Origin of the sequence: Streptomyces sp. NPDC015139 (assembly GCF_043079785.1) — a bacterium.
In the GTDB taxonomy this organism is placed as follows: domain Bacteria; phylum Actinomycetota; class Actinomycetes; order Streptomycetales; family Streptomycetaceae; genus Streptomyces; species Streptomyces albidocamelliae.
In genome coordinates, this window is the sequence record NZ_JBIBUW010000044.1 from 1 (window position 1) to 14069 (window position 14069).

Here is a 14069-nt window from a genome sequence, read left to right on the forward strand (position 1 = left end):
TCGCCCCAACTGCCCCTTGAACAGCACCAACACACCTACACGTCAGTGACATTCAAGACCGAACATCCCAGTGACATCCCGACCGAACCTCACAGCGCTCCCGGGACCGAAACCAGACCTGCCCGGAGGGATGCCGCCGGGGGCCGTGACCGAGGGGAGCGAGGCCACTCGACCGCCCTCGCGTAACCGCCTGACCGTCACGCACGGTTGATGCAGCATGTCCGGTTGGCAGACCCGGGCCACGCCCCGTGCATCATTTTGTGGCCTGGGTAGAGTCTGGAACCACACCCCACCACCCCTCCACCCCACAACCGGCCAGCCCGACACCTGCCCTGAACTGCATAGATGCTGATCCCGGGCGCGAGGCGGCACAGAGCCGAGGATGCCCACCGGGCAGGGACTGACGGGCCGTCACCAGAATGGGCGAATTTCAAGGGTCGCAACAAAATCCCGAAAAGCAATCGGTGACCCCACCTCAGAAAGCAGGCAAGATCCACTCTGGAATGACTACTGGCCAATACTGATAAGCCAGGAAATTTGCTGGTCGGTCGCTCAGCAATTCGACGCAAACCAGCACGCCGATTGTGCAGCCAAACGCAGTGCAGCGGGCCCGAGAGACTCGGAAAGGGCCCGCTGCAGAGGGCCCAGGCGCGGGGCTCCTGGACCGAGGCACGCCGCGGCGTATTGTCGCCATGGTGTGCCGCTGCGGCCTTTCCACCATGACCAGTCTCTCTCGACCGGTCGGGCAGCGCACAGCCCGGGCTGGCCGCCACTGCGGTGCCAGGCAGTCCTACAAGCCGGGAACGGCCGGCTGGAGGCCGAGCTGGACAGCCGCCAGCGCGACCGCGTCGCTCACGCTCAGACCCTCACCGCCGTCCCGGCCGGCATCGGTACGCAGCGCCTCCGCCCGCACCGACAGGCGCTCCGCGAGCTCGCGCTGAGGGGTGGTGAGGCTGCGGCACCCACGCTGCCGCCCTGCGTAGTGGTCCACCTGTCTTGAACGGGGTTCGTTGGCCCCGGGCTAACGGGGTGAGTAGTGGGGCCAAAACTGCCCGGCGAAAACAGGGCGGCGTAGCTGCCGATGTGCGGCGGGACGCAGCGGGCCCGGGAGACCGCACTTGGCCGGGCCCGCTCAGTTCCGGACGTCTCAGGCGGGGGCCCACGGCGTCCGGAACCGTGGCGGTACGGCTGTCGTCGCCATGGCCATGGCCGTACCGCCACATCACGGGGTTACACCCGCTGCCACCTTTTCAGGATCCCTCGCCCGGCCGTCCCGCGCAGCTCGTGCGCGAGTGAGGCCCCAGGACAAGAGCGTGCCGCACGCCTTCGAGGCAGACCCGGGCTCCGCACGATCACGCGGGCTTGTGCCGTCGCCGTCGCCAGCGAGGTGAACACGCGAACATGCTCGGCGAGGCCGGTCCCCCAAGACCGCATGGGCGACCGCGCCAGCAGTAGAAGTGCTGGACCCTGCGGCGCTAGCGCTGCGGGATCGGGTATGCCCAGTCCCGGCCCCGCCGACCCGCTGCCCGGCCCCGCCGACACGCTGCCCGGCCGACAGACGGCGCCGGCCAGGCCCGGGCTGAACTCGGCGGCGGGGCGGGGCGCGCTCCCCATAAGGGAACGGATTGTGCGGCGGCTTCCCCTCGAGCGCCTGCGGATCAAGAGATGGCCAAGGGGTGCTGCCGTGGATCGTCAAGCGAGCGGGCGTCGACTGTGGCCTCGGGCGTCGGGGACAGGGCAGCGGACCCGGGAGAAGAGTTCCGGGCCCGCTGTATGCCGCACGTCGTTGAGTGTGGGCCCTCGGACGCGGGCTGTGCGGCACCAGGTTCTCGATGTCGTCGCGGTAGGACCCGACTGCGGCCGCGCCGTATGCCGTCCGGCCGGCCACTGCTTGGCACCACGGGACCCAGACGGCCACCCGCAGCCTCCTGACTGCGGTGACCTGGGGCGCTGCGAAAAGCGGCCCGGCCGCCACCGGCAGCCTCATCGTCAGCGGCGGCGGCCGGCTCCCCGGGCAACCCCACGGGGTTCCCTGCACCCACCCCCTACCCCGAACCAGTCGCAATACGCGCAGAAAGGGCAGCGTGAGCCCCGTTTCCCAGGCGCTGTGCGGCGTCGTTGGCACGGCGTCGCGCGCTCTCCCATCTGCGCGAGTGAGGGCCCCGCTGTACGCCGCCACGGCGCCGGGCCCTCACCCCGTGCAACGGGGTGCAGCTGCTGCACGGAAGGGGAACTCGTCAAATGCCGCGTGAGCGGCCGCATGGTGAATCCAGGCGGCACGGTGAGGCGACGACCGTGCCGCCGTCCGATTCTCCAACGACCACGACGCGGCCGCTTCTAGAACGGCCTTTTTTGGGCCCGGGTACCGGGGGACCAAACTCGGCGGGTGAGGCCAAAACTGCCCGGCGAAAACAGCCGGACTCCCAGCAGCCGCTTCCCGGGCGCGTATGAATCGCTGCCGTCTGGCTACTCGCCGTGCGAGGGAGGTTGAGAAGACAGCCTCCGGAGCTCCTCGGGCCATCGCGTCCGAGGAGCTCTTGAACATCTGGGCCCCAGGCCCGCCACCTCAGCCCGCAGAGTCCTCATGAACGCCCGCCCATCCGGATGTCGTGCACGACCGTGTCGTAGCGGGCGGCGAGGCCGGGGTCGGCCTCCCGGATCTGCTCCCACCGCTCCTCATGCGCCTGCCGGTCGAACGCACGGGACGCCTCGGTGGCCGCCGCCAACCGCTCCGGCGTCACCCTGTACGCCGGCGCCGCCCACGCCTCCCACGGCAGCCAGCCCCCGGCACCCGGGCTGTAACGGGAACGGGCACCGCGGCCGACACAACCGGTGCTCTCCAGCAGCCGGTACGTCTTCTCCGCCATCTCCAGCGCGTCGGCCATCTGCGCGCGGGTGCGGCCGGTGAACACCCGCAGATGCACCAGCCGCTCCGCCTCGACCGTACACAGGCCGGCCGGGGTGGTGCCGACCGCGACGGCCAGGCGAGGCAGCACCTCCGGCACCGGCATGCGAGTCCCGGCGAGCCACAGATTCACCGCCCGCTCGGTGACACCGACCGCGCACGCGATCTGGGCAACCGAGACCCCGGAGCAGGTGCGGGCGGCTTGCAGCTTCGCCGTGTCGAAGTCGTACAGGACAAGGCTCACCCCCACCGCCTCCAGCCGTTTGCGTGTCGGGAAGTCCGTTTACCCTGAACAGTCTTCCAAAGACGAGCCTGCCGTGTGGTCCGTTCAGCAGCTCATGGCCATTCAGGCTTCGGGCGCGGCCGGCCGCAGGCCAAGCTGGACGGCCGCCAGGGCGACCGCAGCACTCACACTCAGGCCCTCGCCGCCGTCCCGGTCGACATGAGCACGCAACGCCTCCGCCCGCACCGCCAGGCGCTCCGCGAGCTCACGCTGAGGGGTGGTAAGGCTGCGGCACCCACGCTGCCGCCCTGCGTAGTGGTCCATCTCGGCACCGTAGGGCGGCAGGCGGTGCTGCGGGCCGCTACACGGCCGGTGCCGCCTGTGCTTCTGCCGGACTGAGCCCGTCCGGCGGCGCACGGTCCTGGCGTACTGAGGAGCGGCCGAGGTCGGCTTGCCCTACAAGTTGCCCTACAACTTGCCGTTCAACTTGTCCTGCAACTTGCCCTACGGCTTGCTCTACAACTTGCAGTATGCGCTCGTCTCTTATGACCGGCGGGGGTGCTGACGGTCAAGAGAGATAGCGGCGGTTGCGCTCGAACCATTACTGCTCTGCCGTGGCCTCCCGAGGCGGCGCTCCGGGAGGTTCACGTGATCGGCGCAGACAGCCGGGGTCGGCTGCGTGTGGTGGGGTGCTGCCCTGTTGGGCCGGTGTCGTCTGCTGCGGGTTGTTCGGTTTTGTGGGTTATGCCTCGATGGTGACGGTGGCGTTTCCGGTGGCGAGGGGCGGGGTGCCGATTCGGATGCCGACAAGTACCGCGCCGGTCGGGGCGTCGGATTCGACTTCCATCTCGGGGTAGAGGACGGCCCACTTGCCGCCGTCCAGGTCGAGGGCTGCGCCCGGCAGGGTCAGGGTGCGGTTGCCGTTGGAGCGCTGCCCGGTCAGTTCGGTCTCGCCCGCCGCGCCTTCGCTGGACATCATCACCCGGTTCTCGGTGAACCACAGGCCCTCGGGAGCGGTGAAGACGATGTCCGCAGGCCCGATCCGGGTCTGACCGGTGTTGGTGAGGGTGAACACGGCGGGGTAGACCCACTGCTGGCCGGGCCGGACCCGTGCCTGGTCCAGCCGGCTCTGCACGATGCGGACGGTGGGTTCGGCTGCGGCGCCGGAGACCTTGGCCAGGAGTTGGACGGGGGCGCGCCGGCCGATGCTGGCCGAGCCGTCGCTTGCGAGGCCGGCGGCGGCACCGGGCTGGGCGCGCACGCCGAGGCTGTAGACGAGGGTGCCGGCGTCGGTGTCCGTGGTGTTCAGGTGCGGGTTGTCGCGGATGACCAGGGTGCGGCCGGCGTCGTAGAGTTCGTGGTCCAGTTCGCCGGTGATGGCGCCCTGGACGGTGCCGGGGTAGGTGTAGGCGGGCCGGCCGGTGAAGACGAACCCGGTGGGTGCGGTGAAGCGCTGGGTGATGATGCCGGGGTTGACGGGCTGGCCGAGGGGTGAGACGAAGCGCAGCAGGACAAGGGCGCCCTGGCCGGGAGCGGCTTCGGGGATGTTCTCCTGGTAGATGGTCAGGGCGGTCTCGTCGGCGACCGGTTCGGGGACGACGACGGTGACGGGCAGGGTGAAGGTGTTGTCCTTGAGGTTGAGGTCGCCGCCGTACTGGATCTCCAGGGTGGACTCGTACGTGCCCGGTGCGGTGGTGTCGACGGCGCGGACGCGGAAGACGCCGTCCAGGGTGCCTTTGCCGGGGGCCAGGTCGGTGCCGGGGAAGGTGCGGGTCAGGCGCCGTCCGTTGTTCTCCCGGGCGCTTTCCAGGCCGTCGGCCAGAGTGAGCACGACCGTGATGTGTTCTCCGCTGGCGATGGCGGGGCCGCGGTTGTGGACGCGGGCGCCCAGGTCGAACTCCTGGCGGCGGGGGACCATGACGGGCAGGACGAGCTCGCCGTACAGGTCGGCGACGGGCGGGGGCGGCGGGGTCATCGTCGCCGCTGCGAGCACCTTGCGCACCCGGTGGTTCGAGCTGTCAGCGATGTACAGGTCGCCGGAAGGTGCCACGGCGACGCCGGCGGGGTAGTAGAGCTGCTGGCCCGCCGCGGGTTCGCCGTCGGCGATGTACCCGGCGATGCCGTCGCCGGCGATAGTGGTGATGATCCCGTTGGCTGCTACCTTGCGCACCCGGTGGTTGTGGCCGTCGCCGATGTAGAGGTTCCCGGCCCCGTCCACCGCCACGGTCGCCGGGTAGTGCAGGGACGTGGCGACAGCCGGTCCGCCGTCGGCGACGTACCCGGCAATGCCGTTGCCGGCGACGGTGGTGATCACGCCGTCGGGTGTCACCTTGCGGACCCGGTGGTTGAAGCGGTCGCAGATGTAGAGGTTCCCGTCCTCGTCCACCGTCACCCCCCAGGGGTATCTGAGTCTGGTGGCGACGGCGGGGCCGCCGTCGGAGACGAACCCGGCCTGCCCGTTGCCCGCGACGGTGGTGATGATCCCGTCGGGTGCCACCTTGCGGACCCGGTGGTTGTAACTGTCGGCGATGTAGAGGTTCCCCGATCGGTCCACCGCCACTGCGTTCGGATAGTGGAGTTTGGTGGCGGCGGCGGGGCCGCCGTCGGAGACGAATCCGGGCTGGCCGTTGCCGGCGACCGTGGTGATGGTCCCGTCGGGTGTCACCTTGCGCACCCGGTGGTTGTTGCGGTCGGCGATGTAGAGGTTGCCTGCCGCGTCCACCGCCATGCCGTAGGGGGTGTTGAGCCCGGTGGCGGCGGCGGGGCCGCCGTCGGAGACGAACCCGGCCTGGCCGTTGCCGGCCACCGTGGTGATGGTCCCGTCGGGTGTCACCTTGCGCACCCGGTGGTTGCTGCGGTCGGCGATGTAGAGGTTGCCGGCCCCGTCCACCGCCACGCCAAAGGGGGTGTTGAGCCTGGTGCCTGCGGCCGGGCCGCCGTCCACGATGAACCCTGCTTCGCCGTTTCCGGCCGCTGTAATGATCGTGCCGTCGGGGAAGGCCGCCGGAGCGGGAGTGGTGGTGGTCATCGTCGTTCCTCCTGTCGGGGGTGCGGGGCGCGGCACCGGCCGGTGTTCCAGCAGAGACGGGTGCGCCCCGGGCCTTACGGCCGCGTCCGGCTGTGCGCGACGCGGAGTGTGAAGGGGGTGCCGAGGCGCGGGGCGCCCGGGGCAGCGGCCGGGCAGGACGCAGTCACATGGCCACCGCCCGGGGGCCGGCCGTGTTCTGCTCTGCGGGCGGCCGGAGAGCCAGCCGCTCGGACGCGAACCGGACCGGCCCCCCGGGCAGGACCGTCCCGGCGCGGCGCGGCAGCAGCTTGCACACCGACACCCCGGCCATCAGCAGGGTGGTGGCCGCCACCACGGTGGCGAGAGTGTCGAAGCCGGAACGCCGCCGGGAGGCGAGCGCGGACGCTCCGCCGGCTCCCAGCGCACTGGCCAAGGGCACGCCTGCGTACACGGATCTCCCGCCTCATCTCCCGCCTCATCTCCCGTCCGTCATCCCCGCACACCGCCGTCGGCGTGGCGGCCCTGTGCGACGACGTCGTGGGCAGCGCGGGTCCCGTCAGGTCGCGCACCAGCGCTCCTCACGCCGCCGGGCCATGTCCCACAGGGAACGGAGGTACACCGCGTGCTGGAACAGGTCGTAGACCAGCTCGACAGCGAGCGTGCCCGCCAGCAGCTGGGCCCTGCAGCCCGCGCCGCGGGCGGTGACGACCTTCTCCGCGACGAACACGCAGCCGACCGCGATCCAGAACGGGCGGAACTCCGGACGGCCGCGGGCCAGCATCCAGCCGGTGAAGAACAGGTACAACGCCAGAGCCAGCACCGACAGGCCCATCAGGGCCTGTCGCACGATGTACGGGGCTGTGACCGGGGTCCAGCCGTAGTCCCGTAAGTTCTCCAACGCCCCGCGCTGCCAGCGCATCCGCTGATGCCACAGCTTGGGCACCGTGGTCATCACCTCGGTGACCACCCGGCAGCCGGCCGGTGACACGGTGCGGTACCCGATCGTGCGCACGGCCTTGGTGATTTCGTCGTCCTCGGTAAGCGAGGCCAGGGAGTAGTACGAGGCGCCGCCGCCGATCAGCCCGTCCAGGCGTGCCTGCCTGATTCTTCGCAGGGTCGATGCACGGAAGAGGGTCGCGGTGCCGGTGAGTACATCGGCCCGGTAGCCGCGGCGGGCGATCTCCCGGGCGTAGCGCTGGAACTCGATCCGCTGCAGAACACCGAGCAGCCCGCCACCTGGCTCGCCGTAAAAGATCCCGCCGACCGCTCCCACATCCACGGTCATCGCCTCGACGGCACTGGCAATGAAGGACGGGACGAGTGTGGTGTCGGCGTCCTGGATGAGGACAAGATCGTGATCGGCCAGTCCGTCAAAGAGCCGGTCCAGGGCCTGGTTGAGCGCCCCGGCCTTCTTGTGCCGGTTACCCACGGACTCCACCACCTGTGCCCCGGCCCGTCGAGCGACAGCTGCCGTGGTGTCGGTGCAGTTGTCCGCGACCACCACAATCCGGTCCGGCGCACGGCTCTGCGCCCGCAGAGCAGCGACGGCCGCACCCACCCGGCCGGCCTCGTTGTGCGCGGGAATCAGCGCGACAACCCGCACCCCCGCCACGCCACTGAGAGACGGCCACACGCGGGCAGGATGCGTGCGTCTTCGCATAACCGTGCTCCTGACTGCGCGCACGCTTCACCGAACGCACAAGGGGACTACAGGGGACGCGGCCTGCATGGACCTGCCAGCCCTGCGCTCCTGCGGCCGCCCGGCAGCACGCCACAGGCGTTCCGACGACGTCGGCCAGGCGCAGCTCGCAGTGGGGGGTGTCCAGCGAACCGCCAGGCAAAATTTCACCCGGCATATGCAGACCTTCCACCAGAGACGCCACGCCCAGGACCCGTCACCCGACCGGAGCCGGGCTCGCCGAAGCACAACTCCCTTACGCTTCGCGCTCCGGCGCACCACCCCGACGGCATACACGCCCCGCCATCCGGGTCACTCCTGCCTTCATACTCCTGCTGCTGGCCCTGCTGAACGGCGCAGGCTCCGGTGCGGCAAATACCCCGAGCCACCACCCGACCGCCCCGGCAAGCATCAGCGGCCACTTACCAACCCGGTACGCGCCCCGCTCGGACCGCTTGACTGGCGCCGACTCGGCAGTCAGGAATCCCGTGTCCCGAGGAACAGGGGTACGGCGTAGCTGGCGGTGGAAATCCCAGGTCAGCTGCGCCGGGCCGGACATCAGGAGAGGGCAGTGGGCTTGCGCGGCGGCGGCACCGCCCGCAAGAGCTCCCACAACGGTCGCGAACCGGATGCCCAAGTGCCGAGTGTCTGGCGGTCCACCACATGCAGGCGCTGCTGCTGGGCGAAAGCCTCGGCGGGCTTGGTGACGCGGCCGTTGGTCACGATGACGGCGACGTCGGCGCCGTGGACCTGCCGTGCGGTGCCGTTGAGGATCTGCAGGTCCGGTGTGCCGACCGCTGAACCGGCCAGGCCGCTCTTGCGGTGCTTGCACTGGATCACCCAGCGCCGCCCGTAGGGGTCGGTCGCTTTCACGTCCGCGCCCAGGTCCCCGCTGCCGCCGACGCGGACCGCGTCCGGACAGCCGTCGCGGCGCATCAGATCCCGCACCGCATCCTCGAACCGGGAGTGGTGCAAGGCGTCCAGGTCGGGCAGTGCGTAGCGCAGGCCCTGCGTGCGGACCGCCTCCCACCGTGCCTGCTGCTGCCTCCGGTACAGCCACCCGCCACCCGCCAGTAGAGCGAGCACGCCGAGGGCGAGGAGGATCCACCAGTGCGCCAGCAGCCAGTTGACGACCGTCACCACCACGGCGATGGCCACCACCGCAGCCAGCAGCAGGCCGGCCAGCTGGTCATCGGCGCGCCGCCTGCTGGTCCTGCGGGTGCGGCGCCGCCCCGGCGGCCGGCGGGGCGCTGTCGGCCGTCCCTTGCGCGGGCGGCGGCTCACCGGCTGGCCTGCGTGACGCCGCCCGCCAACTGCTCCACAAAATAGAGAATGCCCTGACCGGCCGGGGTCAGGGCGATCAGAATGCCCAAGGCCAGGACAATGACCACGGTCATCTTCTCGTCCGCGCGGCTGCGGGCCTCCGTACGGCGCCGCAGCCGGAAGAACACAATCACTGCGAGCAGCAGCGCCACGTTAATGGTCAGCAACCGTCCAGACCTCCCCCACCGACTGGCCAACACCACGCAAAGGCAGCAGCACCACACCAGCCTTCTTATGTAGCGGCGCCACGGTGATGGTGAAGGCAGGATGCCGACGAATGGCACAAACCCATCGGACCTGGCCGAATACCGTGCGACAGATCAGCAGAAGACGCGGGCTGGCTCCCAGGCATGAAGGGGCGTACGTCCATACACGGTGAAGCGGTCCGCTGCTCTGCCGACGCTGGACGGCACAGCGGCTAGTCTTCGCGTCGTGGGGCTGGGCGTGCCCAGCCCAGCCCCGCATGGACAACCCCTTGCGTCATGGTCAGTGCCGGTAGCCAGTGGCGAGATGGTCGCCGCTCACCCAGCCACGGCGCCCGCTGCGGGCCCCGGACTCCACCACCCCGTACGCCCACCACACATCCCGGGCCGTGACGCCCCAGTGGCTTTGTTCATGAGAACGGCAACTCATGAACAAAGCCAGAAGACTGGTCCGGAAGTCGGAGCGGAATCCGGCGCCGTGGGCGGGTCCCTGCGGCTCATAGGGCGAGGATCAGGCCGACCAGGGTGGCCATCACCATCACTGCGGCGAACGCAGCGCCGAGGGGCTGGGCCCAGGACGGGTGGCGGTGCACGACGTAGGCGACGCCGGCCGCGAGCAGCAGGACGACGACGGCCAGGAGCAGCAGGACGAGCAGAGCGAGCGTGGACACGGGCAGTTCCCCCTCGGGACGGGCACGCCCGGGATGGGGCGTGCGGTGGTATGGCGGAGATGCCGTTGAGCGCTTCCAGGAAGGAGAGGCGGTGGTTCTGGACGGGCTCGGAGTGCTCGGCACGGGGGTTAGCCCCGCAACTCCGCTCTGACCAGCCAGTTCACGGCGTAGGCGGTCCTGGTCACAGGGCAGGCAAGACGTGGCGGCTGGCGTCGACCTTCCCCCGCCGGATCTCCCATTCAAGGCTTCTGACCTGGGAAAACGGGCGGGCCTTGGACTTGCATGGGTGCCGCCGATCCAGTAGGGAATCTCCTCGTACGCGTAGGACCACAACCCCGCTGTAGTTGGCGGCATCCCGAGCGTTAAGAGCCCCTGTCCCACCCACCGGACGGGGCGAGCGCTGCGCTGCCGTCCACGAGCGGCGTGCCGTCGTCGCGGTGACGCCGCGCATGAACGGCGCAGCTTGCCCTACAACTTGCCTTACAAGTGGCCCTACAACTTGCCGTACGACTTGCTCTACAAGTTGCCCTACAACTTGCCTCAGCCGGTCGGCGGCCAGTCCGGTGGTCAAGGGGTCTGACCTGCTGGTCAAGGGGTGCCGCGCCGGGCTCCGCACGGGCCGACAACTTCCCTGGGAGACCCCCTGGCGGGCAGCACCGGCCCGGTTCCGCCGGGTCCCGGCGCTCCGCTCAGGCCCGGGCAGCTCCGCCGCCAGGACCACGGCCTGGTGCTCGCCGAAGTTCACCGCCCCGCACGCGCGCGCCTCGGCAAGCCGGGTTACCGGTTACCGGCCCGACAGAAGCCGCCCGCACCGCCCTGAGCAGCGCAAACCGGCGCACTCACCGGCCTGTAACCCGTAACCGGCACTCACGCTCAGCCCCTCACCACCCTCCCGCCCGGCATCGGCAACGGACCGTGTCGCTTGTCGCTTGTCGCCTGGCAGGTCAGAAAGCCGGGCGCGGGAAGCGCAGACGGGCCAGCAGCGCCGGGGCGACAAGCGACAAGGAAGACGACAAGACAAGACAGGCGACAAGCTGGGTACGTCATCGCGGAAACGTACGGGGCCAGCTGATGACGTACCCGCGGCCTCGGCCAGGCGGCGCCGGCGCCTGCCGGACCGCGCGGCGCGAGCCGTGCGGAACTGCAAACGGCCGCCCCGATCCCCTCGCCCGCCGCCCGCGCTCCCGCCCCACCTCCCTCACTCTTCTGCTTGTGGCGGGCGAGGGTGGCCTAGAGGGGATGTCGGGCTATCCGGAGTGCCCCCACCACGCGGGCTGACCTGCGCGAACCGGCAGCCCCGGAATCCAGGGTGCGTAGCAGATGCCGCAGGGGTTGTCGCAGCAGTTACCGGAGGGGATATCGGCGGGGTCATCGACACCCGGTGGGGCGCTTCGGTGTCCGGTCGGCGCGGCGGCCCCACCGACGCGCAACAGACGTTCAGGATGTCCGATCCCCCGCCGAGCCGGCCTCTGCCCCAGCCCCTGCCCTTCCCCTTTCCTCTTCTTACTGATGGGCGGCTGAGGGGGCTCCAGGGGGGATGTCAGCGCCCCGACCATGCGGGAAAGGCATGGTGACCAGCGGAGTTGCGCAGCGAGCTGCGTAGGCCGCGCAACCTGGGGTGCAACTACGGGTGCGACCTCGGGTGCAGCTGGGCGGCCCAGCAGCGGCGCTTGCTCTCGTACCGGGCGAGATCCGCCTCTGCAAGCCACCGAGACGTTTCTATCCGGATTCCGTCCCTTAGTAGATGGCGAACCCATCGGCAGCCAGAGTCAAATCAGCGCTGGCACCTGATGGCACCTCACACCCACTGCATGCCCAGGATCAAGCAGGTTCAAAAAGTGCAGGTCACCTGGGGGTTGCGAGGCTAGCCCCGCCCTCGGCCAACCTAGCGCCCGCTGTTGGAGCGCCCTGCCCGAGACGCAAGGCGCGGGAAGCCTCCACGCTCCGCCTTTTCGTTGCACGCGGACTCGCCGTGTGCTGATCCCTAGGGGACTCGTGTCTGCTCTTGCTCTGTTCGTTGCAGTGATCGGCGCCACCGTCGACCTGGCGCTCGTTGGCGGTCTCGGCTACCAGCGCAGTCCGGGCAGCCCGCCACTGCGGTGCCAGGCAGTCCTACAGGCCGGGAGCGGCCGGCTGGAGGCCGAGCTGGATAGCCGCCAGCGCAACCGCGTCGCTCACGCTCAGTCCCCCACCGCCGTCCCGGCCGGCGGCTCATCAAAACCGTCACGCGTGACGCAGCTGTTCGTCCCACCACACGAAACCGGCGCGCCTCTGCACCGGCGTCAGCCCTGCCTCCTGAAGCAGCTGTGCCGGCAGCACGCCCCTGGGATGAGTGCGCAGGACCCTCATGAGTCTGGCCGCCCATAGTCCCTCGAGGACGAGGGGGCGCCGCGGAAACCGCTCCTGAAGGGCTCGCAGGCACGCTCCCGTACACGGCCTTCGCACCCGCGGGCCGTCACGATCAGAAGGGGCCGGATCTACCGCCGACGGGCCCGGCGTCTCCACCGTTACCGGCCCGGCGCTCGCTTCGCCCCCACACGCTGGGCACCTGGCCGCAGACGCAGACTGCAACATTTTCTTCCCACACCCGTCCCGGCCCACAAGAGCAACGAGCCATACCCACCCAACAGGCGACCACTGTCCCCCACTTGGCACGAACCGGACCACCACAACGCGGCAACGGCCCTGTGCTGGGGCAGGGGCTTCGTTGGGCCCACGAAGCCGTCGGTCACCGGGACGGGCAGTTCCGGTGACCCGCGGGCCGCGCCGGGGCTGGGCACACCCGGCGCCGACGACGCGGGACGGCTGGCAGCAGCCCCGTGAAACCGATCATTGTAGAGAAGAGGCCACTGCGCCGTGAGGGGCCCGACTCCGCCAACGCGAAGACAGCCGGACCGCTGTCCCGGAGTAGTCCCTGGCCGCCGGAGACAGGCCGGTCCGGGCGGGCTCGACAGCCGGATGCGGCGACTGCGGCTGACCATGCTGCCCGTCGCCGTCCTGACGGTGACCACGCCGTACTCGTTGGAATACTGGGATGACCTCCCCGTCACGGCACAGTGCAGCGTGCCACGGCGCAGTGCGGCCCAAAGGGGGTGCTGAACCCGCAATCCTGACTGCGGGCGCTTCACGCGGTCGAAGGGCCGGTGCCCGAGGCGGGGCCGGACTGAGCACCCAGGCCGAACCCGGCATCGAGGTCGGTGATCGCCAGGATGCGCTGCAGCACCGGCGGCACGCCCGCCAACACGAAACCGGTGCCCGCCTGCACCACGCCCTGCCGGGCCTGCAGCAGGGCGGCCAGCCCGGACGCATCGCAGAACGACACTCCGGACACGTCCATCACCAGTCGAGTCGGCCGAGAGGCCAGGCAGCCGGTGACGACCGCGCACAACTCCGGGCCGGTGAAGATGTCCAGTTCACCGAAGACCCCCAGCAGCACCGCGTCGCCCTCGAGTAAGACCAGGGAGGTGATCCCTCCCCCACCGCTCATCCCATGCCCCTTGCAACCCCTGCAGCATTACCAGACAGTTCGCCAGACCCGGCCCAGCGGCCTGCTATCTCGTGCCGACGCCAGCCGGTACACGGCCACACACGAGGGTGCGGTGCGGTGGTGTGGATACGCCTGATCATGCCGCTCACCTGCCCCGGCAGTCTGCCTTCCCCCCAGCACCCACGCTCGGACCACCGGAAGCCGCGTCTCACTCAAACGGGTGGACTCACTCGCCCGAAGATGCCGCCACGACGGTCGCCTACTGGCTGCCCCAGATCGCTTCGGGCGAACCGTCACCCAGTGCCAGGCGGGCGGTCAGGCGCTTGCCGACCGGCTCCCGCATCGCCTCGAACCCCTGACAGACGGCCATCACGATCTCCAGGCCGTGCTGCCCCACCCGGCCCACATCCGCAGCGCGTGCCACCGGCAGGACCGGGTCGGAGTCCCACACCTGCACCTCCACCAGATCACCCGCGATCTGGCTTTGTTCACGTTCAGCAGCAGCGTTTGTCTGCCGGTTTGGGCGGCAGTTGGTGATCGCTGGGTCTCGAAATGTTCACGAGAGATAGCGG

At 70.0% G+C, this 14069-nt stretch carries 10 protein-coding genes and 1 pseudogene; all 11 read right to left on the minus strand.

Annotated elements, in window-relative coordinates:
* Window positions 1-790 precede the first annotated feature (790 nt).
* The gene (locus tag ACF08B_RS40940; RefSeq protein WP_392322123.1) at window positions 791-991 is read right to left on the minus strand and encodes a hypothetical protein; all 201 of its coding nucleotides are present in this window, start codon (window positions 989-991) and stop codon (window positions 791-793) included.
* Between the two features lie 1591 nt (window positions 992-2582).
* Entirely contained in the window at window positions 2583-3149 is a 567-nt protein-coding gene (locus tag ACF08B_RS40945; protein WP_392322124.1) for a helix-turn-helix domain-containing protein, read from the minus strand.
* A 102-nt stretch (window positions 3150-3251) separates the two neighbouring features.
* Window positions 3252-3452 (minus strand): hypothetical protein, encoded by a 201-nt coding sequence (locus ACF08B_RS40950; RefSeq protein WP_392322125.1) that lies wholly within the window; start codon window positions 3450-3452, stop codon window positions 3252-3254.
* A 418-nt stretch (window positions 3453-3870) separates the two neighbouring features.
* Entirely contained in the window at window positions 3871-6156 is a 2286-nt protein-coding gene (locus ACF08B_RS40955) for an NHL repeat-containing protein (protein ID WP_392322126.1), read from the minus strand.
* A gap of 163 nt (window positions 6157-6319) precedes the next feature.
* Entirely contained in the window at window positions 6320-6568 is a 249-nt protein-coding gene (locus tag ACF08B_RS40960; protein ID WP_392322127.1) for a hypothetical protein, read from the minus strand.
* Window positions 6569-6691: 123 nt separating this feature from the next.
* A complete protein-coding gene (locus ACF08B_RS40965) occupies window positions 6692-7795 on the minus strand; it encodes a glycosyltransferase (protein WP_392322128.1) in 1104 nt (367 codons plus the stop codon).
* Between the two features lie 576 nt (window positions 7796-8371).
* Window positions 8372-9097, minus strand: coding sequence for a restriction endonuclease (locus ACF08B_RS40970; protein WP_392322129.1), 726 nt, complete (start codon window positions 9095-9097; stop codon window positions 8372-8374).
* Complete coding sequence (locus tag ACF08B_RS40975) at window positions 9094-9303, minus strand: hypothetical protein (protein WP_392322130.1); 210 nt, start codon at window positions 9301-9303, stop codon at window positions 9094-9096. The genes ACF08B_RS40970 and ACF08B_RS40975 overlap by 4 nt, the downstream gene beginning before the upstream one ends.
* A gap of 533 nt (window positions 9304-9836) precedes the next feature.
* Complete coding sequence (locus tag ACF08B_RS40980; protein WP_392322131.1) at window positions 9837-10010, minus strand: hypothetical protein; 174 nt, start codon at window positions 10008-10010, stop codon at window positions 9837-9839.
* A gap of 3124 nt (window positions 10011-13134) precedes the next feature.
* The gene (locus ACF08B_RS40985) at window positions 13135-13497 is read right to left on the minus strand and encodes an STAS domain-containing protein (protein WP_392322132.1); all 363 of its coding nucleotides are present in this window, start codon (window positions 13495-13497) and stop codon (window positions 13135-13137) included.
* 259 nt (window positions 13498-13756) lie between these two features.
* Window positions 13757-13978: pseudogene (locus tag ACF08B_RS40990) on the minus strand (ATP-binding protein); the annotation flags it as partial.
* Window positions 13979-14069: the final 91 nt, after the last annotated feature.

Excerpts from the sequence above, each read along its gene's own strand:
- ACF08B_RS40950 (WP_392322125.1), bottom strand. The coding sequence starts at position 3,452 with ATGGACCACTACGCAGGGCGGCAGCGTGGGTGCCGCAGCCTTACCACC.
- ACF08B_RS40955 (WP_392322126.1), bottom strand. The coding sequence starts at position 6,156 with ATGACCACCACCACTCCCGCTCCGGCGGCCTTCCCCGACGGCACGATC.
- ACF08B_RS40965 (WP_392322128.1), bottom strand. The coding sequence starts at position 7,795 with ATGCGAAGACGCACGCATCCTGCCCGCGTGTGGCCGTCTCTCAGTGGC.
- ACF08B_RS40985 (WP_392322132.1), bottom strand. The coding sequence starts at position 13,497 with ATGAGCGGTGGGGGAGGGATCACCTCCCTGGTCTTACTCGAGGGCGAC.